The 23,603-nt window shown below is 63.8% G+C and carries 22 protein-coding genes; 18 read left to right on the plus strand and 4 right to left on the minus strand.

Annotated elements, in window-relative coordinates; translation table 11 throughout:
- The 10 genes from lpxB (at position 1) to ispD (ending at position 12,979) form a co-directional block, all read left to right on the plus strand.
- A complete protein-coding gene (lpxB, locus tag MJ122_RS23595) occupies positions 1-1,143 on the plus strand; it encodes a lipid-A-disaccharide synthase (protein WP_239746210.1) in 1,143 nt (380 codons plus the stop codon).
- A complete protein-coding gene (rnhB, locus tag MJ122_RS23600) occupies positions 1,143-1,754 on the plus strand; it encodes a ribonuclease HII (protein ID WP_017521193.1) in 612 nt (203 codons plus the stop codon). Before lpxB ends, rnhB begins: the two co-directional genes overlap by 1 nt.
- 153 nt (positions 1,755-1,907) lie before the next feature.
- Complete coding sequence (dnaE, locus tag MJ122_RS23605; protein WP_088417960.1) at positions 1,908-5,438, plus strand: DNA polymerase III subunit alpha; 3,531 nt, start codon at positions 1,908-1,910, stop codon at positions 5,436-5,438.
- A gap of 114 nt (positions 5,439-5,552) precedes the next feature.
- Complete coding sequence (accA, locus tag MJ122_RS23610) at positions 5,553-6,503, plus strand: acetyl-CoA carboxylase carboxyl transferase subunit alpha (protein ID WP_239746211.1); 951 nt, start codon at positions 5,553-5,555, stop codon at positions 6,501-6,503.
- A 69-nt stretch (positions 6,504-6,572) separates the two neighbouring features.
- Positions 6,573-7,892, plus strand: coding sequence for a tRNA lysidine(34) synthetase TilS (tilS, locus tag MJ122_RS23615; protein WP_239746212.1), 1,320 nt, complete (start codon positions 6,573-6,575; stop codon positions 7,890-7,892).
- A 172-nt stretch (positions 7,893-8,064) separates the two neighbouring features.
- Positions 8,065-9,693: a CTP synthase gene (locus tag MJ122_RS23620; RefSeq protein WP_026079282.1), complete on the plus strand. Its 1,629-nt coding sequence runs from the start codon at positions 8,065-8,067 to the stop codon at positions 9,691-9,693.
- A 2-nt stretch (positions 9,694-9,695) separates the two neighbouring features.
- The gene (kdsA, locus tag MJ122_RS23625; RefSeq protein ID WP_017521198.1) at positions 9,696-10,541 is read left to right on the plus strand and encodes a 3-deoxy-8-phosphooctulonate synthase; all 846 of its coding nucleotides are present in this window, start codon (positions 9,696-9,698) and stop codon (positions 10,539-10,541) included.
- Between the two features lie 107 nt (positions 10,542-10,648).
- The gene (gene eno, locus MJ122_RS23630) at positions 10,649-11,938 is read left to right on the plus strand and encodes a phosphopyruvate hydratase (RefSeq protein ID WP_239746213.1); all 1,290 of its coding nucleotides are present in this window, start codon (positions 10,649-10,651) and stop codon (positions 11,936-11,938) included.
- Positions 11,939-11,999: 61 nt separating this feature from the next.
- Positions 12,000-12,284: a cell division protein FtsB gene (ftsB, locus tag MJ122_RS23635; protein ID WP_017521200.1), complete on the plus strand. Its 285-nt coding sequence runs from the start codon at positions 12,000-12,002 to the stop codon at positions 12,282-12,284.
- On the plus strand, positions 12,281-12,979 hold the full coding sequence (gene ispD, locus MJ122_RS23640) for a 2-C-methyl-D-erythritol 4-phosphate cytidylyltransferase (RefSeq protein ID WP_239746214.1): 699 nt from the start codon (positions 12,281-12,283) through the stop codon (positions 12,977-12,979). The genes ftsB and ispD overlap by 4 nt, the downstream gene beginning before the upstream one ends.
- 159 nt (positions 12,980-13,138) lie before the next feature.
- Here the strand turns inward: ispD and yedF are convergent, their stop codons facing one another.
- The 3 genes from yedF to MJ122_RS23655 all read right to left on the minus strand — a co-directional run bounded on the left by yedF (position 13,139) and on the right by MJ122_RS23655 (position 15,541).
- Positions 13,139-13,387 carry a sulfurtransferase-like selenium metabolism protein YedF gene (gene yedF, locus MJ122_RS23645; protein WP_088417966.1) on the minus strand — a complete coding sequence of 83 codons (249 nt, stop codon included), beginning with the start codon at positions 13,385-13,387 and terminating at the stop codon, positions 13,139-13,141.
- Complete coding sequence (gene yedE, locus MJ122_RS23650; RefSeq protein ID WP_239746215.1) at positions 13,353-14,579, minus strand: selenium metabolism membrane protein YedE/FdhT; 1,227 nt, start codon at positions 14,577-14,579, stop codon at positions 13,353-13,355. The genes yedF and yedE overlap by 35 nt, the downstream gene beginning before the upstream one ends.
- A gap of 68 nt (positions 14,580-14,647) precedes the next feature.
- Positions 14,648-15,541 carry a LysR substrate-binding domain-containing protein gene (locus MJ122_RS23655; RefSeq protein WP_239746216.1) on the minus strand — a complete coding sequence of 298 codons (894 nt, stop codon included), beginning with the start codon at positions 15,539-15,541 and terminating at the stop codon, positions 14,648-14,650.
- Positions 15,542-15,757: 216 nt separating this feature from the next.
- On the opposite strand from MJ122_RS23655, the gene MJ122_RS23660 reads away from it, so the two are divergent.
- From MJ122_RS23660 to rpoS, 8 genes are all read left to right on the plus strand, one after another.
- Complete coding sequence (locus tag MJ122_RS23660; protein WP_017521205.1) at positions 15,758-16,870, plus strand: S-(hydroxymethyl)glutathione dehydrogenase/class III alcohol dehydrogenase; 1,113 nt, start codon at positions 15,758-15,760, stop codon at positions 16,868-16,870.
- A 51-nt stretch (positions 16,871-16,921) separates the two neighbouring features.
- A complete protein-coding gene (gene fghA, locus MJ122_RS23665; RefSeq protein ID WP_239746217.1) occupies positions 16,922-17,773 on the plus strand; it encodes an S-formylglutathione hydrolase in 852 nt (283 codons plus the stop codon).
- 59 nt (positions 17,774-17,832) lie between these two features.
- Complete coding sequence (ispF, locus tag MJ122_RS23670; protein WP_239746218.1) at positions 17,833-18,306, plus strand: 2-C-methyl-D-erythritol 2,4-cyclodiphosphate synthase; 474 nt, start codon at positions 17,833-17,835, stop codon at positions 18,304-18,306.
- Complete coding sequence (gene truD / locus MJ122_RS23675) at positions 18,303-19,361, plus strand: tRNA pseudouridine(13) synthase TruD (RefSeq protein ID WP_239746219.1); 1,059 nt, start codon at positions 18,303-18,305, stop codon at positions 19,359-19,361. Before ispF ends, truD begins: the two co-directional genes overlap by 4 nt.
- Positions 19,349-20,107, plus strand: a complete 759-nt coding sequence (gene surE / locus MJ122_RS23680; RefSeq protein ID WP_088417972.1) for a 5'/3'-nucleotidase SurE — start codon at positions 19,349-19,351, stop codon at positions 20,105-20,107. The genes truD and surE overlap by 13 nt, the downstream gene beginning before the upstream one ends.
- A gap of 25 nt (positions 20,108-20,132) precedes the next feature.
- Positions 20,133-20,768 (plus strand): protein-L-isoaspartate(D-aspartate) O-methyltransferase, encoded by a 636-nt coding sequence (locus MJ122_RS23685; RefSeq protein WP_088418250.1) that lies wholly within the window; start codon positions 20,133-20,135, stop codon positions 20,766-20,768.
- A 91-nt stretch (positions 20,769-20,859) separates the two neighbouring features.
- On the plus strand, positions 20,860-21,690 hold the full coding sequence (locus MJ122_RS23690; protein ID WP_239746234.1) for a peptidoglycan DD-metalloendopeptidase family protein: 831 nt from the start codon (positions 20,860-20,862) through the stop codon (positions 21,688-21,690).
- Between the two features lie 95 nt (positions 21,691-21,785).
- Positions 21,786-22,790, plus strand: coding sequence for an RNA polymerase sigma factor RpoS (gene rpoS / locus MJ122_RS23695; protein WP_239746220.1), 1,005 nt, complete (start codon positions 21,786-21,788; stop codon positions 22,788-22,790).
- A 432-nt stretch (positions 22,791-23,222) separates the two neighbouring features.
- On the opposite strand, the gene fdxA is transcribed toward rpoS, so the two are convergent.
- Positions 23,223-23,546, minus strand: a complete 324-nt coding sequence (gene fdxA, locus MJ122_RS23700) for a ferredoxin FdxA (RefSeq protein ID WP_015476292.1) — start codon at positions 23,544-23,546, stop codon at positions 23,223-23,225.
- Between the last annotated feature and the right edge of the window lie 57 nt (positions 23,547-23,603).

The raw sequence follows: 23,603 nt of genomic DNA on the forward strand, positions 1-23,603 counted from the left end.
ATGCAACCGACCGCACGCAAGCTGCGCGTCGCCCTGGTCGCGGGCGAGGCGTCCGGCGATATCCTTGGCTCCGGCCTCATGCAGGCGCTCAAGCAGCGCCATCCCGATATCGAGTTCATCGGTGTCGGCGGACCACGCATGCAGGCCGAAGGGCTGCAATCGCATTTCCCGATGGAGCGCCTGGCCGTCATGGGCCTGGTGGAAGTCCTCGGTCGGCTGCGCGAATTGCTGCGCCGGCGCAAGGATCTGGTGCGGATGCTGATCGCGGCCAAGCCGGACGTGTTCATCGGCATTGACGCGCCGGATTTCAACCTGAACATTGAATTGAAGCTGCGCCGTGCAGGCATTCGCACGGTGCACTACGTCAGTCCCTCGGTCTGGGCCTGGCGGCAGAAACGCGTCCTGAAGATCAAGCAAGCCTGCGACCTGATGCTCGCACTCTTTCCCTTCGAGGCGCGCTTCTACGAAGAGCATGCGGTGCCCGTGCGTTTCGTCGGGCATCCGCTGGCCAACACCATCCCGCTTGAAGCCGATCGCATCGGTGCGCGTGAGCGTCTTGGCCTGCCGCAGGATGCCTGCGTCGTTGCGCTGCTGCCGGGTAGCCGCGGAGGGGAGGTCGGCAAGCTGGGTGCGTTGTTCCTCGATACCGCCCGGCGCCTGCTGCAGGATCGCCCTGAGCTGCGCTTCGTGCTGCCGTGCGCGAGCCCCGAACGCCGTGTGCAGATCGAAGAAATGCTCGCCGGGCGCGATCTGCCAGTGCAGCTGCTCGACGGTGCGTCCCATGAAGCGCTCGCCGCCTGCAACGCCGTGCTGATCGCCTCCGGCACCGCCACGCTGGAGGCGTTGCTGTACAAGCGGCCGATGGTCGTCGCCTACAAGGTTGCGCCTATGACCTATCGCATCCTCAAGCGCCTGGTGAAAAGCCCGTACATCTCGCTGCCGAACCTTCTGGCTGGCCGCCTGCTGGTGCCGGAGCTGATTCAGGATGCGGCAACCCCCGACGCGCTCGGCGCAACCTTGTTGCCACTGCTGGATGATGGCAGCGTGCAGACGGAATCCTTCGACGCCATCCATCGCGCCCTGCGCCAGGATGCGTCCGCGCAGGCCGCCGAAGCGGTGCTCGCACTGGTGGAGAAACGCTGATGCAGATGGGCCTGGATTTCACCCTGGTGGAAGAGCTGGTTGCAGGCGTCGATGAAGTCGGTCGCGGGCCGTTGTGCGGTCCTGTCGTCACAGCGGCGGTGATCCTCGATCCCGCGCGTCCGATCCAGGGGCTGAACGACTCCAAGAAGCTCACCGAAGCCAAGCGTGAAAAACTCTTCGACGAGATTCGCGAGAAAGCCCTGGCCTGGTTCATTGCCCGTGCGGACGTGCATGAGATCGACCAGCTCAATATCCTCCACGCCACCATGCTGGCCATGCAGCGTGCCGTGGAGGGGTTAAGTGTTACACCGAAACTGGCACTGATCGATGGCAACCGCTGCCCGAAATTGAAGGTACCGGCCGCACCGGTGGTGCAGGGCGACGCCAAGGTCCCTGCTATTGCCGCAGCCTCGATCCTGGCCAAGGTCAGCCGCGACCGTGAAATGCAGGAAATGGAAGCGCTGTACCCCGGCTACGGGATTGGCGGTCACAAGGGCTATCCGACTCCTGTGCACCTGGAAGCTCTCAAACGCCTCGGCCCGACACCCATCCATCGGCGCTCCTTCGGTCCGGTACGCGATCTGCTGGAAAACCCCGCGGGTATCCTGTAACTCCCTGTTATTACTCTGAATTCCTCCGGGCCAGCGAGCCGCCGGTGACTTCAATCACCTGGCGCGACGGCTGGCCCATTGATCTCTGTAGCTTTACCGACAGCCCCGGTACAATCCGGGGCTTGCCGTTTTTCGCGTTTGCCAAGGACCACCATGACCGCCACCTTCGTTCACCTGCGTCTGCACACCGAATTCTCCCTGGTCGACGGTCTGGTGCGGGTCAAGCCGCTGATCAAGGCGGTCGGCGCGGCGGGCATGCCGGCGGTGGCGGTGACCGACCTGAGCAACATGTGCTCGCTGGTGAAGTTCTACAAGACGGCCATGGGCGGCGGCATCAAGCCGATCTGCGGCGCCGACATCTGGCTGGCCAACCGCGACGAGGACGGCCCGCTGACGCGCCTGACTCTCTTGGCGATGAACGCCAAGGGCTATCGCAACCTCACCGAGCTGATTTCCCGTGGTTGGCAGGAAGGCCAGCGCAATGGCGAGATCATCATCGAGCGGCAGTGGGTCAAGGAAGCGGCTGAAGGTCTGATCGCGCTGTCCGGCTCCAAGGAAGGCGAGATCGGCATGGCGCTGCTGGAGGGTGACGATGCCCTGGCGGATTCGCTGCTGGCCGAGTGGCTGGAGGTGTTCCCGGAGCGTTTCTACCTGGACATCCAGCGCACCAACCGCGTCAACGATGAAGAGCACGTGCATGCCGCCGTGGCACTGGCCGAGCGCAGTGGCGCGCCGCTGGTGGCAACCAACGACGTGCGTTTCATCAAGGAGGCGGACTTCGAGGCCCACGAGACCCGCGTGTGCATCGGCGAAGGCCGCGCCCTGGATGACCCGCGCCGCTCGCGCAACTATTCCGACCAGCAATACCTGAAAAGCCCGGAAGAAATGGCCGAGCTGTTCAGCGATATTCCCGAAGCACTGCAAAACTCCGTCGAGATCGCCAAGCGCTGCAATATCGAGGTGCAGCTGGGCAAATACTTCCTGCCCAACTTCCCGATTCCCTACGACAACATGGATATCAACCAGTACCTGCGCCATGTCTCTTACGAGGGACTGGAGGAGCGTCTGGCGGTGCTCTGGCCGAAGGAAACCACGCCGAACTACGAAGAGAAACGGCAGGTGTACGTCGACCGCCTGGAGTTCGAACTGGGCACCATCATCCAGATGGGCTTCCCCGGCTACTTCCTGATCGTGATGGACTTCATCAAGTGGGCCAAGAACAACGGCGTGCCGGTTGGCCCCGGCCGGGGCTCGGGTGCCGGCTCGCTGGTCGCCTACGTGCTGAAGATTACCGACCTCGACCCGCTGGCCTATGACCTGCTGTTCGAACGTTTCCTCAACCCCGAACGTATTTCCATGCCCGACTTCGACGTCGACTTCTGCATGGAAGGCCGCGACCGGGTGATCGACTACGTGGCGGGCGCATACGGCCGCAACGCGGTGAGCCAGATCATCACCTTCGGCTCGATGGCCGCGAAGGCAGTGGTGCGCGACGTGGCGCGGGTACAGGGCAAGTCCTACGGCCTGGCCGACAAGCTGTCGAAGATGATCCCCTTCGAAGTGGGCATGACCCTGGAGAAGGCCTTCGAGCAGGAGGAAATGCTCCGCGACTTCCTCAAGTCCGACGAGGAGGCCCAGGAAATCTGGGACATGGCGCTCAAGCTCGAAGGCGTCACCCGCGGAACCGGCAAGCACGCCGGCGGTGTGGTGATCGCGCCGACCAAGCTGACCGACTTCGCGCCCATCGCCTGTGACGAAGAGGGCGCCGGCCTGGTGACCCAGTTCGACAAGGATGACGTGGAGGCTGCGGGCCTTGTGAAGTTCGACTTCCTCGGCCTGCGTACCCTGACCATCATCAAATGGGCGATGGAGATCATCCATCGCATCCAGAAGAAGAACGGCGACGATAACCTCGTCGACATCGACCGCATCCCGCTGGACGACAAGAAGACCTACGACCTGCTGCAGAAGGCGGAAACCACCGCGGTCTTCCAGCTTGAATCGCGGGGCATGAAGGAGCTGATCAAGAAGCTCAAGCCGGACTGCCTGGAAGACCTCATCGCACTGGTGGCGCTGTTTCGTCCCGGCCCGCTGCAATCGGGCATGGTGGACGACTTCATCAACCGTAAGCACGGCCGCGAGGAAATCTCCTACCCGCACCCGGATTACCAGTACGCCGGCCTGGAGCCGGTGCTAAAGCCCACCTACGGCATCATCCTGTACCAGGAACAGGTGATGCAGATCGCCCAGGTGATGGCGGGCTACAGCCTCGGCGGCGCGGACATGCTGCGTCGCGCCATGGGCAAGAAGAAACCCGAGGAAATGGCCAAGCAGCGCGGCGGTTTCATCGAAGGTTGTGCCGGCAACGGCATCGACGCCAACCTCGCGGGCAACATCTTCGACCTGGTGGAAAAGTTCGCCGGCTATGGCTTCAACAAGTCGCACTCGGCCGCCTACGGCCTGGTGTCGTACCAGACCGCCTGGCTGAAGACCCACTGGAAAGCTCCGTTCATGGCTGCGGTACTCACCGCGGATATGCAGAACACCGACAAGGTGGTGACGCTCATCGAAGAGTGCCGCCACATGAAGCTGCGCATTCTCGCGCCGGACGTGAACAACTCCGAGTTCCGCTTCACCGTGGATGACGAGGGCCAGATCGTCTACGGCCTGGGCGCAATCAAGGGCGTCGGCGAGGGCCCGGTGGAAGCCATCACCGAGTGCCGCAATGAAGGCGGGCCGTTCAAGAACCTGTTCGACTTCTGCGATCGCATCGACCTCAAGCGCGTCAACAAGCGCACGCTGGAGGCGCTGATCCGCGCCGGCGCGCTGGACCGCCTCGGCCCGCACTTCCATGAAGAGCAGAAGGCCTACCACGCCCACGTCGACATCAACCGCGCCGTGCTGCTGGCGTCCATGGAAGAGGCCGTCAAGGCCGCAGAGCAGACCTCGCGCAGCCACGACAGCGGCCACATGGATCTGTTCGGCGGCGTCTTCGCCGAACCCGAGGCGGACGTCTACGCCAACCACCGCAAGGTCAAGGAGCTCAATCTCAAGGAGCGCCTGAAGGGCGAGAAGGATACCCTCGGCCTGTACCTCACCGGCCACCCGATCGATGAATACGAAGGCGAGGTGCGACGTTTTGCCCGTCAGCGCATCGTCGAGCTGAAACCCGCGCGTGATACCCAGACCGTCGCCGGCCTGATCGTCAACCTGCGGGTGATGAAGAACAAGCGCGGCGACAAGATGGGCTTCGTCACCCTGGATGACCGCTCCGGGCGTATCGAGGCCTCGCTGTTCGCCGAGGCCTTCGCCGCCAACCAGGCGCTGTTGCAGACCGACGCGCTGGTGGTGATCGAAGGCGAAGTCAGCCAGGATGATTTTTCCGGCGGCCTGCGCCTGCGCGCCAAGCGTGTGATGGGCCTGGAAGAGGCTCGCACCTCGCTGGCGGAGAGCCTGCGAGTGCGCGTCCACGCCGATGCGCTCAAGGGCGACCGCCTGCGCTGGCTGGCCGATCTGTGCACCCGTCACCGTGGCAGTTGTCCGGTCACCGTCGACTACAGTGGCGAGCAGGCGCGCGCCCTGCTGCAGTTCGGTGAGCAGTGGCGTATCGACCCGGCAGACAACCTGATTCAAGCGCTGCGTGACCAGTTCGGTCGCGACAACGTCTTCCTGAACTACCGCTAGCGAGGCCGGTGGCCCATGGCCGCCCGCCCGCCAGTCTCGACCCTCGGCGCCCGATACCGTAAGGTAGGGCGCCTACGGACCAGGCCCAGCCGCCAACAGAACGACGGATAGCCCATGAACCCGAATTTTCTCGATTTCGAACAGCCCATTGCCGACCTGCACGCCAAGATCGAAGAGCTGCGCCTGGTCGGTAACGACAACGCCCTGAACATCACCGACGAGATCTCCCGTCTGCAGGAGAAGAGCAAGGCGCTGACCGAGAACATCTTCGGCAACCTGTCCAGCTGGCAGATCGCCCAGCTCGCGCGCCATCCTCGTCGTCCCTACACCCTCGACTACATCGAGCACATCTTCACCGAGTTCGAAGAGCTGCACGGCGATCGTCATTTCGCCGATGACGCGGCCATCGTCGGTGGTGTTGCCCGCCTGGAAGACCAGCCGGTGATGATCATCGGCCACCAGAAGGGCCGCGAAGTGCGCGAGAAGGTACGCCGCAACTTCGGCATGCCGCGTCCGGAAGGCTACCGCAAGGCCTGCCGCCTGATGGAAATGGCCGAACGCTTCAAGATGCCGATCCTGACCTTCATCGATACCCCCGGCGCCTACCCGGGCATCGACGCCGAAGAGCGGGGCCAGAGCGAGGCCATCGCCTGGAACCTGCGTGTCATGGCGCGCCTGAAGACCCCGATCATCGCCACCGTGATTGGTGAGGGCGGCTCCGGCGGTGCACTGGCCATCGGGGTGTGCGACCAGTTGAACATGCTGCAGTACTCCACCTACGCGGTGATCTCGCCCGAAGGTTGCGCCTCGATCCTCTGGCGTACCGCCGAGAAGGCGCCGGAAGCGGCCGAAGCCATGGGCATCACCGCCAACCGCCTGAAGGACCTGGGTATCGTCGACAACGTCATCCCCGAGCCGCTGGGCAGTGCCCACCGCGATCCGGCCGCCATGGCCGAGACCATTCGCAACTCCCTGCTCGGCCAGCTCAATACGCTGAACCAGTTGAGCACCGAAGAACTCCTCGCGCGCCGCTACGAGCGCCTGATGAGCTACGGCGTCGCCTGATCGACGCCTTCGGCGCAGCGCGGGTGACGAGGTATCCTTGCCTCGTCCCCGACCCTGCCGGTCTGCGCCATGCCTGCTGAATTCGAATCCCGACTGCTGAATTTCCTCGCGCCCTGGCGTAATGCGCCGGCGTGGCGTGTCGCATTGTCCGGTGGGCTGGATTCCACCGTTCTCCTGCATCTCCTGGTGCAGATCGCCTCTCGCGAGGCCTTGCCACCAGTTTCCGCCATTCATGTGCACCATGGCCTGCAGGCTGTTGGTGATGCCTGGCCGGAACACTGCCAGCACTTCTGCGACTCCCTTGGCGTGCCGATGCGGGTGGTGCGCGTGCAGGTCGATGACGGTGCGAGCCTGGAGCGCGCCGCGCGCGAGGCGCGGTATACGGCTTTCGCCGAGGCGCTGGGGGAGGGCGAATGCCTGATGACCGGCCAGCACCGGGACGATCAGGCGGAGACCGTTCTGTTCCGGTTGTTCCGTGGTGCCGGGGTGCGCGGACTGTCCGGCATGGCTGCCACCCGTCCGCTTGGTGCCGCAGTGCTGCTGCGTCCCCTGCTCGGCGTCAAGCGTACGGAGTTGGAGCGGTACGCCCGCCGCCACGGACTGGACTGGGTGGAAGACCCATCCAATGCCTGCGACGAGCATGACCGCAACTATCTGCGCCACCGGGTGCTGCCGGACATCGTCCAGCGCTGGCCCTCGGCTGTCGAAACCATCACCCGCAGCGCCGAGAACCTGGCGGAAGCCGACGGGCTGCTGGGGGAGCTGGCGCAGAACGACCTGATTTGCGCCGGTGCCCGCAACGAATACATCGGTATGCAACTGCCCTCGCTGGCCATCGCCGCGCTGGCGGAGCTGAGCGAGCCGCGCCAGCGCAATGCGTTGCGCCATTGGCTGGCTCCGCTGGCACGTTTGCCCGACAGCGCACACTGGGCCGGCTGGCGAGACCTGCGCGATGCCCGCGAAGACGCCGAACCCATCTGGCGTCTCGCCGACGGCGAACTGCGTCGCGCCCATGGCCGGCTGTGGTGGCTGGCCAGTCCCTGGCTTGGTTTCGTACCCGCAAATCAGGCCTGGCGCGACCCGTCGCAACCGCTTTCTCTGCCAGATAACGGTTCGCTGCGTTTCGAGGGTGAGCCGCCGGGCGGCCCGCTGGAGATTCGCTACAGGCAGGGCGGAGAACTCATGACACTGGTCGGTCGTGGCAGTCGCGATCTCAAGCGCCTGCTCAACGAAGCGGCCATTCCGGCCTTCCTGCGCGGCCGTCTGCCGCTGCTCTGGCGAGCCGACGAACTGCTTGGCGTGGCCCTGCTGCCGGACCTTCGGGTAGAGGTGGGGCAGGCCTGGACTCTGCGCTGGACACCTCCGACGAATGACTCGGGTTTGAGCTGATAGCGGCTTTCCGGTAGACTACGCTCCCGTCTTGTACCGCTCCTGTTGATTCGCCTTCGAATCAGTGGGAGTTCGCTATTTTCACGACGAAGTCGTGAGCCGGGTCCTTGTACCCGACACCTTCGCTTCCCCGGCGGCCGAGCCGCCTAAACGCTGACATTCAGGGCTTTTCATGACGCGCTACATCTTCGTCACGGGTGGTGTTGTTTCTTCATTGGGGAAAGGCATCGCCTCGGCTTCCTTGGCTGCCATTCTGGAAGCGCGTGGCCTGAAGATCACGATGCTCAAGCTGGACCCCTACATCAACGTCGATCCGGGCACCATGAGCCCGTTCCAGCACGGTGAGGTGTTCGTCACCCACGACGGCGCTGAGACCGACCTCGATCTGGGCCACTACGAGCGTTTCGTTCGTACCACGATGACCCAGAACAACAACTTCACCACCGGCCGCGTCTACATGGACGTGCTGCGCAAGGAGCGCCGTGGTGATTATCTGGGCGCCACCGTGCAGGTGATCCCGCACATCACCGACGAGATCAAGCGTCGCATCATCAAGGGTGCCGGCGATGCCGACGTGGCCCTGGTTGAAGTCGGCGGTACCGTCGGTGACATCGAGTCGCAACCCTTCCTCGAGGCCATCCGCCAGCTGCGCGTGGAGATCGGTTCGCGCCGTGCCATGCTGATGCACCTGACGCTGGTCCCGTACATCGCCACCGCTGGCGAGACCAAGACCAAGCCGACCCAGCACTCGGTCAAGGAACTGCGTTCCATCGGCCTGCAGCCGGACATCCTGGTCTGCCGTTCCGACCATCCGGTGGACGTGTCCTCCCGCCGCAAGATCGCTCTCTTCACCAACGTGGAAGAGCGTGCGGTCATTTCGCTGGAAGACGTCGATACCATCTACCGCATTCCGTCCGTCCTGCATGCCCAGGGCGTCGATGACTTCGTCGTCGAGCGCTTTGGCCTCGAGTGCGGCCCGGCCGACCTGTCCGAGTGGGACCGTGTGGTCGATGCCAAGCTCAACCCCGAGCGTGAAGTCACCATCGCCATGGTCGGCAAGTACATGGAACTGCTCGACGCCTACAAGTCGCTGATCGAAGCCATGACCCACGCCGGCATCCAGAGCCGCACCAAGGTCAACCTGCGCTACATCGACTCCGAGGACATCGAGCAGCAGGGCACCAGCCTGCTCGAAGGCGCCGACGCCATCCTGGTTCCGGGCGGCTTCGGCCTGCGCGGCGTGGAAGGCAAGATCACCGCCGTGCAGTACGCCCGTGAGAACAAGGTTCCGTACCTGGGCATCTGCCTGGGGATGCAGGTGGCCGTCATCGAATACGCCCGTAACGTGCTGGGCTGGACCGATGCCAACTCCACCGAGTTCGACAAGTCCAGCGGCCACCCGGTCGTCGGCCTGATCACCGAATGGCAGGACGCTACCGGCGCCACCGAAGTGCGCACCGAGGCTTCCGACCTGGGCGGCACCATGCGCCTGGGCGCCCAGGAATGCCTGCTGTCCGCCGGTACCCTGGTGCACGACTGCTATGGCAAGGAAGTCATTGTCGAGCGTCACCGTCACCGCTATGAAGTGAACAACAACCTGCGTCCGCAACTGGAAGCCGCCGGCCTGAAGATTTCCGGCCGCTCCGGCGACGGCGCACTGGTGGAAGTCGTGGAAGCGCCGGATCACCCGTGGTTCGTGGCTTGCCAGTTCCACCCGGAGTTCACTTCCACCCCGCGTGATGGCCACCCGCTGTTCAGCGGCTTCGTCAACGCCGCCCTGAAGCAAGCCGGGAAAGCCTGAACATGACCCAGAAGATCATCCGCGTCGGGGATATTCAGATCGGCAACGATCTGCCGTTCGTGCTGTTCGGCGGCATGAACGTGCTGGAGTCGCGCGATATGGCGATGCAGGTCTGCGAAGAGTACGTGACGGTCACCGAGAAGCTCGGCATTCCTTACGTATTCAAGGCCAGCTTCGACAAGGCCAACCGTTCCTCGATCACCTCGTTCCGTGGTCCGGGCATGGAAGAAGGGCTGAAGATCTTCGAAGAGATCAAGAAGACCTTCAAGGTGCCGGTCATCACCGACGTGCACGAGCCCTACCAGGCCGCTCCGGTGGCTGAAGTCTGCGACATCATCCAGCTGCCGGCCTTCCTCTCCCGGCAGACCGACCTGGTCGTGGCCATGGCCAAGACCCGCGCGGTGATCAATATCAAGAAGGCCCAGTTCCTCGCGCCGCAGGAGATGAAACACATCCTGCGCAAGTGCGAGGAGGCGGGTAACGACCAGCTGATCCTCTGCGAGCGTGGCTCATCCTTCGGGTACAACAACCTGGTGGTGGACATGCTCGGCTTCGGCATCATGAAGCAGTTCGAGTACCCGGTGTTCTTCGACGTGACCCACGCCCTGCAGATGCCCGGCGGTCGCGCCGATTCCGCCGGCGGCCGCCGCGCCCAGGTCACCGACCTGGCCAAGGCCGGCATGAGCCAGGGCCTCGCCGGCCTGTTCCTGGAGGCCCATCCGGACCCCGAGCAGGCAAAATGCGACGGACCGTGCGCCCTGCGCCTGAACAAGCTCGAGCCTTTCCTGTCCCAGCTCAAGCAGCTGGACGACCTGGTCAAGAGTTTCCCTACCATCGAGACTGCCTGAGAATCCGCTCGATGTGCCCCGCAGCGTCAAGCGCTGCGGGACATCGAGCAGGTTCTGATGTCTCACCAGCCGCCCCGTTTATCTCTATCTTCGGAGTGTTATCAAGAATGGCAAAGATCGTCGACATCAAGGGCCGTGAGGTCCTGGACTCCCGCGGCAACCCGACCGTTGAAGCGGACGTGATCCTGGACAACGGCATCGTCGGCAGCGCTTGCGCCCCGTCCGGTGCATCCACCGGTTCCCGCGAGGCTCTCGAACTGCGCGATGGCGACAAGAGCCGTTACCTGGGCAAGGGCGTGCTGAAGGCCGTGGCCAACATCAACGGCCCGATCCGCGACCTGCTGCTGGGCAAGGACGCGACTGACCAGAAAGGTCTGGATCACGCGATGATCGATCTCGACGGTACCGAGAACAAAGGCAAGCTGGGCGCCAACGCCATCCTGGCCGTGTCCCTGGCCGCCGCCAAGGCCGCTGCTCAGGCCAAGGGCGTGCCGCTGTACGCGCACATCGCCGACCTGAACGGCACCCCGGGTCAATACTCCATGCCGGTTCCGATGATGAACATCATCAACGGCGGCGAGCACGCCGATAACAACGTTGATATCCAGGAGTTCATGGTTCAGCCGGTTGGCGCCAAGAACTTCGCCGACGCGCTGCGCATGGGCGCCGAGATCTTCCATCACCTCAAAGCCGTGCTGAAGGCCCGTGGCCTGAACACCGCCGTGGGTGACGAAGGTGGCTTCGCGCCGAACCTGGCTTCCAACGAAGACGCCCTGGCCGCCATCGCCGAAGCCGTCGCCAACGCCGGCTACAAGCTGGGCGAAGACGTGACCCTGGCCCTGGACTGCGCTTCCTCCGAGTTCTTCAAGGACGGCCAGTACGACCTCGAAGGCGAAGGCAAGGTGTTCAGCGCCGAAGGTTTCGCCGACTACCTGGCCGGCCTGACCCAGCGCTACCCGATCATCTCCATCGAAGACGGCATGGACGAGTCCGACTGGGCTGGCTGGAAAGTCCTGACCGACAAGATCGGCGAGAAGGTGCAACTGGTCGGTGACGACCTGTTCGTGACCAACACCAAGATCCTCAAGCGCGGCATCGACGAGAAGATCGGCAACTCGATCCTGATCAAGTTCAACCAGATCGGCTCGCTGACCGAGACCCTGGAAGCCATCCAGATGGCCAAGGCCGCCGGCTTCACCGCCGTGATCTCGCACCGTTCGGGCGAAACCGAGGACAGCACCATCGCTGACCTGGCCGTCGGCACTGCCGCTGGTCAGATCAAGACCGGCTCCCTCTGCCGCTCCGACCGCGTTTCCAAGTACAACCAGCTGCTGCGCATCGAAGAGCAGCTGGGCGCCAAGGCGCCGTACCGTGGTCGCGCGGAATTCCGCGGCTGATCCTAGTCTGGTACGGTGAAGGGGTGGCAGGAGCCACCCCTTTGCGTATGGAGCTGAAGGTTTGAGGTTACGTAGCCCTTACTGGCTGTTCGTCGTGCTGATCCTGGCGCTGGCCGGCCTGCAGTATCGCCTGTGGGTTGGCGATGGCAGCCTGGCGCAGGTGCGCGACCTGCAGAAGCAGATCGCCGACCAGCAGGGCGAGAACGAGCGCCTGCTCGAGCGTAACCGCATCCTCGAGGCGGAAGTCGCCGAGCTCAAGAAAGGCACCGAGACGGTCGAGGAACGTGCGCGCCACGAACTCGGCATGGTCAAGGACAAGGAAACCCTCTACCAGCTCGCGCAATGACCACATCCGCCTTCTGGGCCGTGATCCCGGCCGCCGGCATCGGTTCGCGGATGCGCGCCGACCGCCCCAAGCAATACCTCGACCTCGCCGGTCGCAGCATTCTCGAACGCACCCTCGACTGCTTCCTCGGCCATCCCCGGCTCAAGGGCCTGGTGGTGTGCCTGGCCGCCGACGACCCCTGGTGGCCGACCCTGCCGAGCGCTTCCAACGAACTGATCCAGCGCGCCGAAGGCGGCCACGAGCGCGCCGACTCCGTGCTCAATGGCCTGCTGCGCCTGACTGAGCTGGGCGCTGGCAGCGACGACTGGGTGCTGGTGCACGACGCCGCCCGGCCGAACCTGGCCCGTGCGGATCTGGATCGCCTGTTGGGCGAATTGGAATTCGACGCCGTGGGTGGCCTGCTGGGGGTGCCCGCGCGGGATACCCTGAAGCGCGTCGGCGCTGACGGCCGAGTGGAGGAAACCATCGACCGCAGCGTGGTCTGGCAGGCCTACACCCCGCAGATGTTCCGCCTTGGCGCGCTGCATCGCGCGCTCGCCGATGCGCTGGTGGCCGACGCGGCCATCACCGACGAGGCTTCTGCCATGGAGTGGGCGGGCTACAAGCCGCGCATGGTGGAAGGGCGGGTGGACAACATCAAGGTCACCACCCCGGAAGACCTGCAGCGCCTGCAGCGCAACTTCGCCAAGCACTGAAGCCTTCGGAATCTCCCTGTTGGAGCGCGCCACGCGCACGGCCCGCTCCTACAGGGTGAGTCTGATGTTCGAGGTTGCGTAGGAGCGGACTTTGTCCGCGATTGACCCGCATCGCGCCGGATACCATCGCGGACGGAGTCCGCTCCTACGAAAATCCCATCAGCCTAACAGCGGCACCTCGATCAGGAAGCGGAACAAAGCGCCGTGTTGCTCCACCGCCAGGCACTGATAGCCATGGCGCTTCGTGTCTTCCGGAATGCCATGCACCGACTGCGAACAATCGGTGATCACCTCCAGCAGGTCGCCCGGCTTGAGCGTCTCCAGGGTCTCCAGGGTGGCGATGGCGTTATACGGGCAATGTTCGCCGCGCAGATCAAGCGACAGCGTCGGCGTCTTGGTTTCGGACATCGTTGGCTTTCCGTTTACGAGTGAAGCGTTGCGCGTTGAGTTGTACCAGCAGCATGCACAGGGCGAGGCCGGCGAAAGTGATCAGCAGGCCGCCGCCGGGGCCGAACTCCTGCAGCAGGTTGAGTTTCGGATAGGGCAGGGCGAGGCTGGTTCCGAGCTGGTCCCAGTACACCGCGACCAGGGTGCCGCCGATCACGTTGCCGACGCCCACCACCCAGAAGTGCACCTGACCTTCCATCGAGCGGTACATCCAGCCGGTCTCGCAACCGCCGGCCAGGACGATGCCGATGCCGAACAGCACGCCGCCGATCACGGCATTCGGGCCCATCCAGAAAATCTTTGGCGGCAGGCCGTTGTGGATTGCGGCAAAGGTGCCGATGCAGGCAGCGGCCATGCCCAGCAGGATGCCCAGCGCGGCCTGGGTCCGGCCGGTGGTCCAGAGATCGCGGGCGGCGCTGGTGAAGCAGATCTGCGCGCGCTCGATCAGGCCGCCGAACAGCAGGCCGAACAGGCAGGCCATGCCCAGCACCAGCGAGACCTCGAAACGCCAGGCAGCGAACAGCGCAGCGATGACCAGTACGCCCATGCCCAGGCGCCATTGCAGCTTGGCGCGGCGCGCGAGAGACCCGGCGCTCGGCAGGGCTGCGGCCTTGCCGCCGACCTTCAGCGGAATGCGCAGGAACGGCAGCAGGCTGATCCTCACGCCAAACCAGGCGCCAATGACGGTGGAGAACATGAAGGCCCAGGCATGCACCGAGAACATCGGAATGCCGGTGAAAAAAGCCGCCAGGTTGCAGCCCATGGCCAGGCGTGCGCCGAAGCCGGCGATCACGCCGCCGACCAGCCCCTGCAGCAGGCGCCGTTTGCTGGTTGGCCAGCGCAGGCTGACGTTGCCGGCCCAGAGCGCACAGACCAGAGCGCCGAGGAACATGCCGATGATCATCACGCCATCAATACGGTCAAGCGGCGTGCCTTGCAGTCCGATGATCTTGAAGTAGCTCCACTCCTGCGGCTGCAGGCCGAACCAGGACAGTACGTGGCCACCCCAGCGGGTGAACTCGCCGGTGACCGCCCAGAAGGTGCCGGTCATGGCGAAGTAATAGGCGGAGATGACGCCCAGGGCGACCAAGGTTGGCAGTGGCGACCAGAAGCGCAGCAGAAAGCGCTCGCGAAAAGAAGAAAGGGCTGACATCTCGTCGTCCTTGATCCGAAGGATGGGAAACCGCCCATTCTAGCCGGGCAGGGCTGCGCCTGCCTGCTCTAGGACAAGGGTGGTGGCTGCAGATGTTGCAGGCCGTCCTTCAGGTGATCCACCAGTTGCCGCACCTTGGGCGACAAATGCCGCTGCTGTGGATAAAGCGCCCAGACTCCGGTATTGGGCGGCTGGTGCGCATCCAGCAGGGAGACCAGGCGCCCGCTGCGCAGGTGCTCCAGCACGTAGTAGTCCGGCAACTGGCACAGGCCGAAGCCGCGCAGCGCCGCGTCGAGCACCGCCTGGCCGCTGTTGCAGCGCCAGTTGCCTTGTACCCGGTGTTGGGCTTCGCGGCCGTCCTCCAGGAAGCTCCATTGGTCGCTGCTGCCTACCAGGCAGTTGTGCTGCGTCAGGTCCGCCACGCTTTGCGGTGTGCCGTGGCGGGCCAGATAGTCCGGTGTGGCGCACAGGTACATCACCCGGGGTGCCAGGCGCGTCGCCACCAGCCGTGAATCGCTGAGTCGGCCGAGACGGATCGCCAGGTCGAAGCCCTCGTGGAGCAGATCGAGCTGGCGGTTGGAGAGCTCGATCTCTACCCGCAGTTGCGGAAACTGCGCCATGAACTCGTTTACCAGCGGCACCACGAAACGCTCGCCATAGGCCACGGCGCAAGTCATGCGCAGCAGGCCCTTGGGTTCTGCGGCCAGATCGCTGACGGCTCGCAGCGCTTCTTCGCGAGCATCCTGCAGGCGTCGACAATGCTGCAGGAAAGCCTGGCCGGCTTCGCTCAGCGTCACCTTGCGGGTGTTGCGGTAGAGCAGGCGGGTCTGCAGCCGTTCCTCCAGCCGAGCAACCTGGCGGCTGACGTGGGATGAAGACACCCCCAGGCGCTCGGCGGCGGCGGTGAATTGGCCGGTTTCGGCGACGGCGACGAATTCGTCCAGTCCTTCCCAGCGGTGCATCTGGATTATCCCTGTATGGCAATAATGTTTTGATTATTGCCTGATTATTCCCTGAAACGAGGTTTTCTACACTTCCAAGGCTTTGGGGCGTGCTTTGGGCGCATTACCCCGAACGTTCCCCGACGAGGCCCAGGCCCGTCCCGGTTTCTCGGCCGTTGCGCCGAACCCGTCCGCCGTTGGCGGACGTTGTCGTTTCCTTCGTTCAGGAGATTCCCGATGATCAAGTCCCGTGCCGCCGTCGCCTTCGCCCCCAACAAGCCGTTGGAAATCGTCGAAGTGGATGTGGCGCCGCCGCAGAAGGGTGAAGTGCTGGTGCGCATCGTCGCCACCGGTGTCTGCCACACCGACGCCTACACCTTGTCCGGACAGGACTCCGAGGGTGTGTTCCCGTGCATCCTGGGGCACGAAGGTGGCGGCATCGTCGAAGCGGTGGGCGAGGGCGTGACCTCGCTGAAAGTGGGCGACCACGTGATCCCGCTGTACACCGCCGAATGCCGCGAGTGCAAATTCTGCAAATCCGGCAAGACCAACCTCTGCCAGGCCGTGCGCGCCACCCAGGGCAAGGGCCTGATGCCCGACGGCACCAGCCGTTTCTCCTACAAGGGCGAGCCGATCTTCCACTACATGGGCTGCTCGACCTTCTCCGAGTACACCGTGCTGCCGGAGATCTCCCTGGCGAAGATCCCCGAGGAAGCGCCGCTGGAGAAGGTCTGCCTGCTCGGCTGTGGCGTGACCACCGGCATCGGCGCCGTGCTGAACACCGCCAAGGTGGAAGAGGGCGCTACCGTCGCCATCTTCGGCCTGGGCGGCATCGGCCTGGCGGCGATCATCGGCGCGAAGATGGCCAAGGCCTCGCGCATCATCGCCGTGGACATCAACCCGGCGAAGTTCGACATCGCCAGGGAGCTGGGCGCCACCGACTTCGTTAATCCGAAGGACCACCAGAAGCCGATCCAGGAAGTCATCGTCGAAATGACCGACGGTGGCGTCGACTATTCCTTCGAGTGTGTGGGCAACGTCCAGCTGATGCGTGCGGCGCTGGAGTGCTGCCACAAGGGCTGGGGGGAGTCGACCATCATCGGCGTCGCCGGCGCCGGCCAGGAAATCAGCACCCGTCCGTTCCAACTGGTCACCGGCCGCGTCTGGCGCGGCTCCGCCTTCGGTGGCGTGAAGGGTCGCACCGAGCTGCCGAGCTATGTGGAAAAGGCGCAGAAGGGCGAGATCCCGCTGGATACCTTCATCACTCACACCATGGGCCTGGAGAAGATCAACGAGGCCTTCGACCTGATGCATGAAGGCAAGAGCATTCGCTCCGTCATCCATTACTGACCGACATGCCGGGGCGTACACCGGCCCCGGCCTTGCAGGAAGGAGAATTCCATGACGGATTCCATCGAACTGATCAGCAGCCAGAAAAGCTTCGGCGGCTGGCACCAGCGTTACCGCCACCGTTCCGCAACCCTGGGCTGCGACATGGTCTTCGCGGTCTACCTGCCGCCCCAGGCTGAGCCCGAGGCGGGACTGCCGGTGCTGTACTGGCTGTCCGGCCTGACCTGCACCGACGAAAACTTCATGCAAAAGGCCGGCGCCCAGCGCATGGCCGCCGAGCTCGGTCTGGTGATCGTGGCGCCGGACACCAGCCCGCGCGGTCCCGAGGTGCCGGGTGATCCGGACGGTGCCTGGGACTTCGGTCTGGGGGCCGGCTTTTACGTCAACGCCACCCAGGAACCCTGGGCGCGCCACTACCGCATGCACGATTACGTGGTGCAGGAGTTGCCAGCGCTGATCGAGGCGAACTTCCCGGTGTCCCAGAAACGCGGCATCAGCGGGCATTCCATGGGTGGCCATGGCGCGCTGATCTGCGCCCTGCGCAATCCGGGCCGCTACCTGTCGCTGTCGGCCTTCGCGCCCATCACCCATCCCAGCGATTGCCCCTGGGGGCAAAAGGCCCTGGGCCGCTTCCTGGGGGAGGACCCGGCTGCCTGGCGTGAGTGGGATGCCGTGGAGCTCCTGGCGAATGCCGTTGAGCGCCTGCCGATTCTGGTGGACCAGGGCGACCGCGACGACTTCCTCACCGTGCAGCTCAAGCCCGAAGCCCTGCGCGAAGCGGCCACTGCGGTCGGCCATCCGCTGGTGCTGCGCCTGCAGCCCGGCTACGACCACAGCTACTACTTCATTGCGAGCTTCATCGAAGATCACCTGCGTCACCACGCGGCGGCGCTCTGTGGCTGACACCCTCGGTGCAGTGATCCGGTAGAATCGACGCCCTGACATCCACAGGGCGTTTTTTCATGCGTATCGGACATGGCTACGACGTACACCGCTTCGGTGAGGGCGACTTCATCACCCTGGGCGGCGTGCGTATTCCCCACAAGTTCGGGCTCGTCGCCCACTCCGACGGCGACGTGCTGCTGCACGCGCTCTCCGATGCCTTGCTGGGCGCCTGCGCGCTGGGCGACATCGGCAAGCACTTCCCCGATACCGATCCGCAGTTCAAGGGCGCCGACAGCCGTGCGTTGTTGCGCCACGTGCTGGGCCTGGTCGAGGCCAAGGGCTGGAAGGTGGAGAACGTCGACGCCACCATCATCGCCCAGGCGCCGAAGATGGCGCCGCACATCCAGAGCATGCGCGAGACGATAGCCGCCGACCTGAAGGTCGAGCTGGACCAGGTCAACGTCAAGGCCACCACCACCGAGAAGCTCGGCTTCACCGGCCGTGAAGAGGGCATTGCGGTCCACGCCGTTGCCCTGCTGGTTCGCGCATGACGGAGCTGGAACTGCTGGGCCCGCGCGCCCATGGTGATGCTTGCGGAAGTGCCGTGCTCAAGGCCGTGGCGGAAGACTTCCAGGTCGACGAGGTACTGGACATCCCGCTCTCCGGTGATGGCGAACACCTCTGGCTGTGGGTCGAGAAGCGCGGCCTGAATACCGAGGAAGCCGCACGTCGCCTGGCCCGTGCTGCCGGCGTACCGGTGAAGATGATCAGCTACGCCGGCCTCAAGGATCGCCAGGCGCTGACTCGCCAGTGGTTCAGCCTGCACCTGCCAGGCAAGTCCGATCCGGACCTGGCCGCTGCCGAGGACGACAGCCTGCGCATCCTCGAGCGCAATCGCCATCGGCGCAAATTGCAGCGCGGCGCTCATTCGGCCAACGGTTTCACCTTGCGCCTGACCGAATTGCAGGCGGACCGCGAGCAGCTCGAAGTGCGTCTGAAAGCCATAGTCGCCCAGGGCGTGCCGAACTACTTCGGTACCCAGCGTTTTGGCCATGATGGCGGCAATATCTTCGACGCCCGTGGCTTCGCCGAGCGCGGCAAGCTGCCGGAGCATCGCAACATGCGTTCGCGGATGCTCTCGGCGGCCCGCAGCTACCTCTTCAACCAGGTGCTGGCCCGCCGCGTGGCGGAGGGCACCTGGAACCAGGCGCTGGTCGGCGACCTGCTCGCGTTCACCGACAGCCGCAGCTTCTTCCCCGCCGGCGAAGCGGAATGCTCCGACCCGCGCCTCGCGGCACTCGACCTGCACCCCACCGGCCCCCTGTGGGGCGAGGGCGATTCACCGGCGACGAACCAGCCGGGAGCAATCGAAAGCAGCGTGCAGCAGGCGGAGGTGGCGCTTTGCCAGTGGCTCGCCAGTGCGGACATGGCGCACGAACGGCGCATTCTGCGCCTCCCCATCCCGGGTCTTACATGGCATTATCCCGCCCCTGACATTCTGCAACTGGAATTCGTCCTGCCGGCTGGCTGCTTCGCCACCGTGGTAGTGCGCGAGCTGATCGACCTCGTGCCGGCAGGGCAGACGGAAAGCCCATGCGCATATTGATTGCCAACGACGACGGGGTCACTGCACCCGGTATCGCCGCGCTTCACGACGCGCTGTCCGATTATGCGGACTGCATCGTGATCGCCCCGGAAACCGACCGTAGCGGAGCGAGTAGTTCGCTGACGCTGGATCGGCCGCTGCATCCCCATCGCCTGGGCAATGGTTTCATCAGCCTCAACGGCACTCCGACCGACTGCGTGCACCTGGGCCTCAACGGCCTGCTCGAAGAGGTGCCGGAGATGGTCGTCTCAGGCATCAACCTCGGCGCCAACCTGGGCGACGACGTGCTCTATTCGGGCACCGTGGCGGCGGCCCTGGAAGGGCGTTTCCTGACCCGCCCGGCCTTTGCCTTCTCGCTGTGCTCGCGGCTGACGGACAACCTGCCGGCCGCCATGCATTTCGCCCGTCTGCTGGTGGAGTCCCACGGGAAGCTCGAGCTGCCGCCGCGTACCGTGCTCAACGTGAACATTCCCAACCTGCCGCTGGAGCGCATCAAGGGCATCCAATTGACTCGCCTGGGCCATCGCGCCCGTGCCAAACCGCCGGTGAAGGTGGTCAACCCGCGCGGCAAGGAAGGCTACTGGATCGCTGCTGCCGGCGATGCCGAGGACGGTGGCGAAGGCACCGATTTCCACGCAGTGATGCAGGGCTACGTGTCCGTCACGCCGCTGCAGATGGACCGGACCTACCGGGAGGCGTTCAATGTCCTTGGCGACTGGCTCGGAGGGCTCGACCATGGCCAATGAATTGTCGCGCCGCGGCGGAATCGGCATGACCTCCCAGCGCACTCGCGAGCGCCTGATCCAGCGACTGTACGAAGAGGGTCTGTCCAACGCCCATGTGCTGGAAGTGATTCGTCGTACACCGCGCCACCTGTTCGTCGACGAGGCACTGTCGCACCGCGCCTACGAAGATACCGCGCTGCCCATCGGCCACAACCAGACCATTTCGCAGCCTTTCATGGTGGCGCGGATGACCGAGTTGCTGTTGGCCGCGGGCCCGCTGGACAAGGTGCTGGAGATCGGCACCGGTTCCGGTTACCAGACCGCCGTGCTGTCACAGCTGGTGGAGCGGGTGTTTTCCGTCGAGCGTATCCAGGCCCTGCAGGATCGCGCCAAGGAGCGACTTGCGGAGCTAAACCTGAGAAATGTTGTCTTTCGTTGGGGCGATGGCTGGGAAGGTTGGCCTGCCCTGGCGCCTTACAACGGCATTATTGTCACCGCGGCCGCGGCCGAGGTCCCGCAGGCGTTGTTGGACCAACTGGCGCCGGGGGGGCGGCTGGTGATTCCGGTGGGCGGCGGCGAGGTGCAGCAACTGATGCTGATCGTCCGCACCGAGGATGGCTTCCAGCGCCAGGTGCTGGATTCCGTGCGCTTCGTCCCGCTGCTCAATGGTCCGCTAGGCTGAGAGCAAGCTGGTCAGGGCTTCGGTAACTGCCGGCCAGTGAGGCTGGACGTTAATTCATGGATAAGGGGGATGGGTGAGCTTGACAGCGACCCTGTGTCAACGGAACTGGATCAAGGGCCTGGGCCACGCTGTGGTGGCCATTGCCGTCTGCTCTCTGCTGGCGGCCTGTTCTTCGACTTCACGCAGCACCACGACGGTGGTGGACCGCAACGCCCAGCAGAAGCCGACTGTCACCAGCGGCCAATACATGGTGCGTCCTGGCGACACGCTGTATTCCATTGCTTTCCGCTACGGCTGGGACTGGAAAGCCCTGGCGGCGCGCAACAATATTTCTGCTCCGTATACCATTCGTCCTGGCCAGGCCATTCGCTTCGATGGCGGCTCGTCGAAAACACCGTCTGTCGCTAAAAACACCACGCCTGTCGCGCCAGTAGTCGTCAACAAACCGGCTACGCCGCCCTCCAGTGCCAGTAAACCGACCACTCCTGGCGCCACCAATTCTGCGCAGCCGCCCGTCAGCAGCGGAACTCCGGCTGTAGCAGGAGCGGCTCCCGGGGGGTGGATCTGGCCAACCAATGGCACTCTTATCGGACGTTTTGCATCAAACGGCAGTTTGAATAAAGGGATTGATATAGCCGGGCAATTGGGCCAGCCTGTCCTGGCTGCGTCTAATGGCACGGTGGTGTACGCCGGTAGTGGTTTGCGGGGCTACGGCGAACTCGTGATCATCAAGCACAGCGATACCTACGTAAGCGCCTACGGTCACAACCGCAGGTTGCTGGTGCGGGAAGGGCAACAGGTCAAAGTCGGGCAGAACATTGCCGAGATGGGCTCCACAGGGACTGACCGGGTGAAGCTGCACTTCGAGATTCGCCGCCAGGGTAAACCTGTAGATCCGCTGCAATACCTGCCAAGTCGTTGACGCTTGCTGTTCCCCTGCGTGGGTGAGCGGGCCCAGGTGTCCTAAGGATAAGGTCGCACCGGGGCTTGTTGTCGAACTCAGCAAGGGATAACGACATGGCACTTAAAAAAGAAGGGCCGGAGTTTGACGTCGATGATGAAGTGCTCCTGCTGGAGCCCGGCGTCATCCTCGAAGAGTCATTTGCCGAAGAGCAGGTATCGCTTCGAGTTACTCCTAAAGCCACCTCACTCTCCTCTCTCAAGCAACACAAGCACATCGACTACACTCGGGCGCTCGACGCGACCCAGTTGTATCTGAATGAAATCGGTTTCTCGCCGCTCCTGACTCCGGAAGAAGAAGTCCACTTCGCGCGCCTTGCGCAGAAGGGCGACCCAGCCGGCCGGCGGCGAATGATCGAAAGCAACCTGCGTCTGGTGGTGAAGATCGCGCGACGGTACGTCAACCGCGGCCTTTCCCTGCTCGACCTGATCGAAGAGGGTAACCTCGGGCTGATCCGCGCGGTGGAGAAATTCGACCCCGAGCGCGGTTTCCGCTTCTCCACCTACGCAACCTGGTGGATTCGTCAGACTATCGAGCGGGCCATTATGAACCAGACCCGCACCATCCGGTTGCCGATCCACGTGGTGAAGGAACTCAATGTCTATCTGCGGGCCGCTCGCGAGCTGACCCAGAAGCTGGACCATGAGCCGTCGCCCGAGGAAATCGCCAACCTGCTCGAGAAGCCGGTGGAAGAGGTCAAGCGGATGCTTGGTCTGAACGAGCGGGTGACATCGGTAGATGTTTCCCTTGGCCCGGATTCGGACAAGACCCTGCTCGACACCCTGACCGATGATCGCCCCACCGATCCCTGCGAACTGCTGCAGGACGACGATCTGAGTGAGAGCATCGACCAGTGGCTATCTGAACTCACCGACAAGCAACGCGAGGTGGTGATTCGCCGCTTCGGATTGCGTGGCCATGAAAGCAGCACGCTGGAAGAGGTCGGCCAGGAAATCGGCCTGACTCGTGAGCGCGTTTGGCAGATCCAGGTCGAAGCGCTCAAGCGCCTGCGCGAGATCCTCGAGAAAAACGGCCTGTCGAGCGACGCACTGTTCCAGTAGCGTCCAGGTCGACAACGAAAAAGCCCGGGTGATTCCGGGCTTTTTTATGCGTTGCGATGTAAGCATTCGCTTACACGGTGTGTGAGTGTTCAGCCTGAAGTGTAGCCAGCTCTAACCTCTTATTTCAGTAACCTGTTGTTTTATAATAATTTTATTTCGGTGATCGGGCACCGGAAGCGGTAAGTGCGCCGAAATGCCCCAGTTGCCGCGTTCCGGCATGCGGGTAATATCACTCCTGCGTACACGGAAAGGCGCAGGCCGGTAAGGATGTCGGTCAGGACCCCCGCAGGATGCGGTTCATCAGGATGATGAAGAAGGGAAGAAAGAGTGGGCGGGTTATCCCGCCCCTTTTTTTGCCTGCAGAAAATGATGTCCCGGATGCAGAAAGGCCCGCGCTAGGCGGGCCTTTTCCATTTCTGGAGGTGCTGAAGATCAGCGCTCCAGGTACTGCATCTTGTTCGGCTTGCCGTCCCACTCTTCGGCGTCCGGCAGAGAATCCTTCTTCTCGGTGATGTTTGGCCATACATCGGCCAGATCCTTGTTCAGCTCGATGAATTCCTGCATGCCATCCGGGACTTCGTCCTCGGAGAAGATAGCCTGTGCCGGGCACTCCGGTTCGCACAGGGCGCAGTCGATGCACTCATCCGGGTGGATGACCAGGAAGTTCGGGCCTTCGTAGAAGCAGTCCACCGGGCATACTTCCACGCAGTCGGTGTATTTGCACTTGATGCAGTTGTCGGTGACGACGAAGGTCATTTCTAATTTTCTCCTCAGGCGGGCGGCTAAGCGCGCGCGATTCTAGCAGCTTGTCCA

Origin of the sequence: Pseudomonas sp. DP-17, from assembly GCF_022380625.1 — a bacterium.
Classification (GTDB): Bacteria; Pseudomonadota; Gammaproteobacteria; order Pseudomonadales; family Pseudomonadaceae; genus Pseudomonas; species Pseudomonas nitroreducens_A.

Excerpts from the sequence above, each read along its gene's own strand:
- yedE (WP_239746215.1), bottom strand. The coding sequence starts at position 14,579 with ATGTCAGCCCTTTCTTCTTTTCGCGAGCGCTTTCTGCTGCGCTTCTGG.
- ispD (WP_239746214.1), top strand. The coding sequence starts at position 12,281 with ATGACCACATCCGCCTTCTGGGCCGTGATCCCGGCCGCCGGCATCGGT.
- MJ122_RS23655 (WP_239746216.1), bottom strand. The coding sequence starts at position 15,541 with ATGCACCGCTGGGAAGGACTGGACGAATTCGTCGCCGTCGCCGAAACC.
- accA (WP_239746211.1), top strand. The coding sequence starts at position 5,553 with ATGAACCCGAATTTTCTCGATTTCGAACAGCCCATTGCCGACCTGCAC.
- MJ122_RS23620 (WP_026079282.1), top strand. The coding sequence starts at position 8,065 with ATGACGCGCTACATCTTCGTCACGGGTGGTGTTGTTTCTTCATTGGGG.
- eno (WP_239746213.1), top strand. The coding sequence starts at position 10,649 with ATGGCAAAGATCGTCGACATCAAGGGCCGTGAGGTCCTGGACTCCCGC.
- fghA (WP_239746217.1), top strand. The coding sequence starts at position 16,922 with ATGACGGATTCCATCGAACTGATCAGCAGCCAGAAAAGCTTCGGCGGC.
- rnhB (WP_017521193.1), top strand. The coding sequence starts at position 1,143 with ATGCAGATGGGCCTGGATTTCACCCTGGTGGAAGAGCTGGTTGCAGGC.
- kdsA (WP_017521198.1), top strand. The coding sequence starts at position 9,696 with ATGACCCAGAAGATCATCCGCGTCGGGGATATTCAGATCGGCAACGAT.
- ispF (WP_239746218.1), top strand. The coding sequence starts at position 17,833 with ATGCGTATCGGACATGGCTACGACGTACACCGCTTCGGTGAGGGCGAC.
- truD (WP_239746219.1), top strand. The coding sequence starts at position 18,303 with ATGACGGAGCTGGAACTGCTGGGCCCGCGCGCCCATGGTGATGCTTGC.
- MJ122_RS23685 (WP_088418250.1), top strand. The coding sequence starts at position 20,133 with ATGACCTCCCAGCGCACTCGCGAGCGCCTGATCCAGCGACTGTACGAA.
- yedF (WP_088417966.1), bottom strand. The coding sequence starts at position 13,387 with ATGTCCGAAACCAAGACGCCGACGCTGTCGCTTGATCTGCGCGGCGAA.
- fdxA (WP_015476292.1), bottom strand. The coding sequence starts at position 23,546 with ATGACCTTCGTCGTCACCGACAACTGCATCAAGTGCAAATACACCGAC.
- lpxB (WP_239746210.1), top strand. The coding sequence starts at position 1 with ATGCAACCGACCGCACGCAAGCTGCGCGTCGCCCTGGTCGCGGGCGAG.
- dnaE (WP_088417960.1), top strand. The coding sequence starts at position 1,908 with ATGACCGCCACCTTCGTTCACCTGCGTCTGCACACCGAATTCTCCCTG.
- MJ122_RS23660 (WP_017521205.1), top strand. The coding sequence starts at position 15,758 with ATGATCAAGTCCCGTGCCGCCGTCGCCTTCGCCCCCAACAAGCCGTTG.
- rpoS (WP_239746220.1), top strand. The coding sequence starts at position 21,786 with ATGGCACTTAAAAAAGAAGGGCCGGAGTTTGACGTCGATGATGAAGTG.
- surE (WP_088417972.1), top strand. The coding sequence starts at position 19,349 with ATGCGCATATTGATTGCCAACGACGACGGGGTCACTGCACCCGGTATC.
- tilS (WP_239746212.1), top strand. The coding sequence starts at position 6,573 with ATGCCTGCTGAATTCGAATCCCGACTGCTGAATTTCCTCGCGCCCTGG.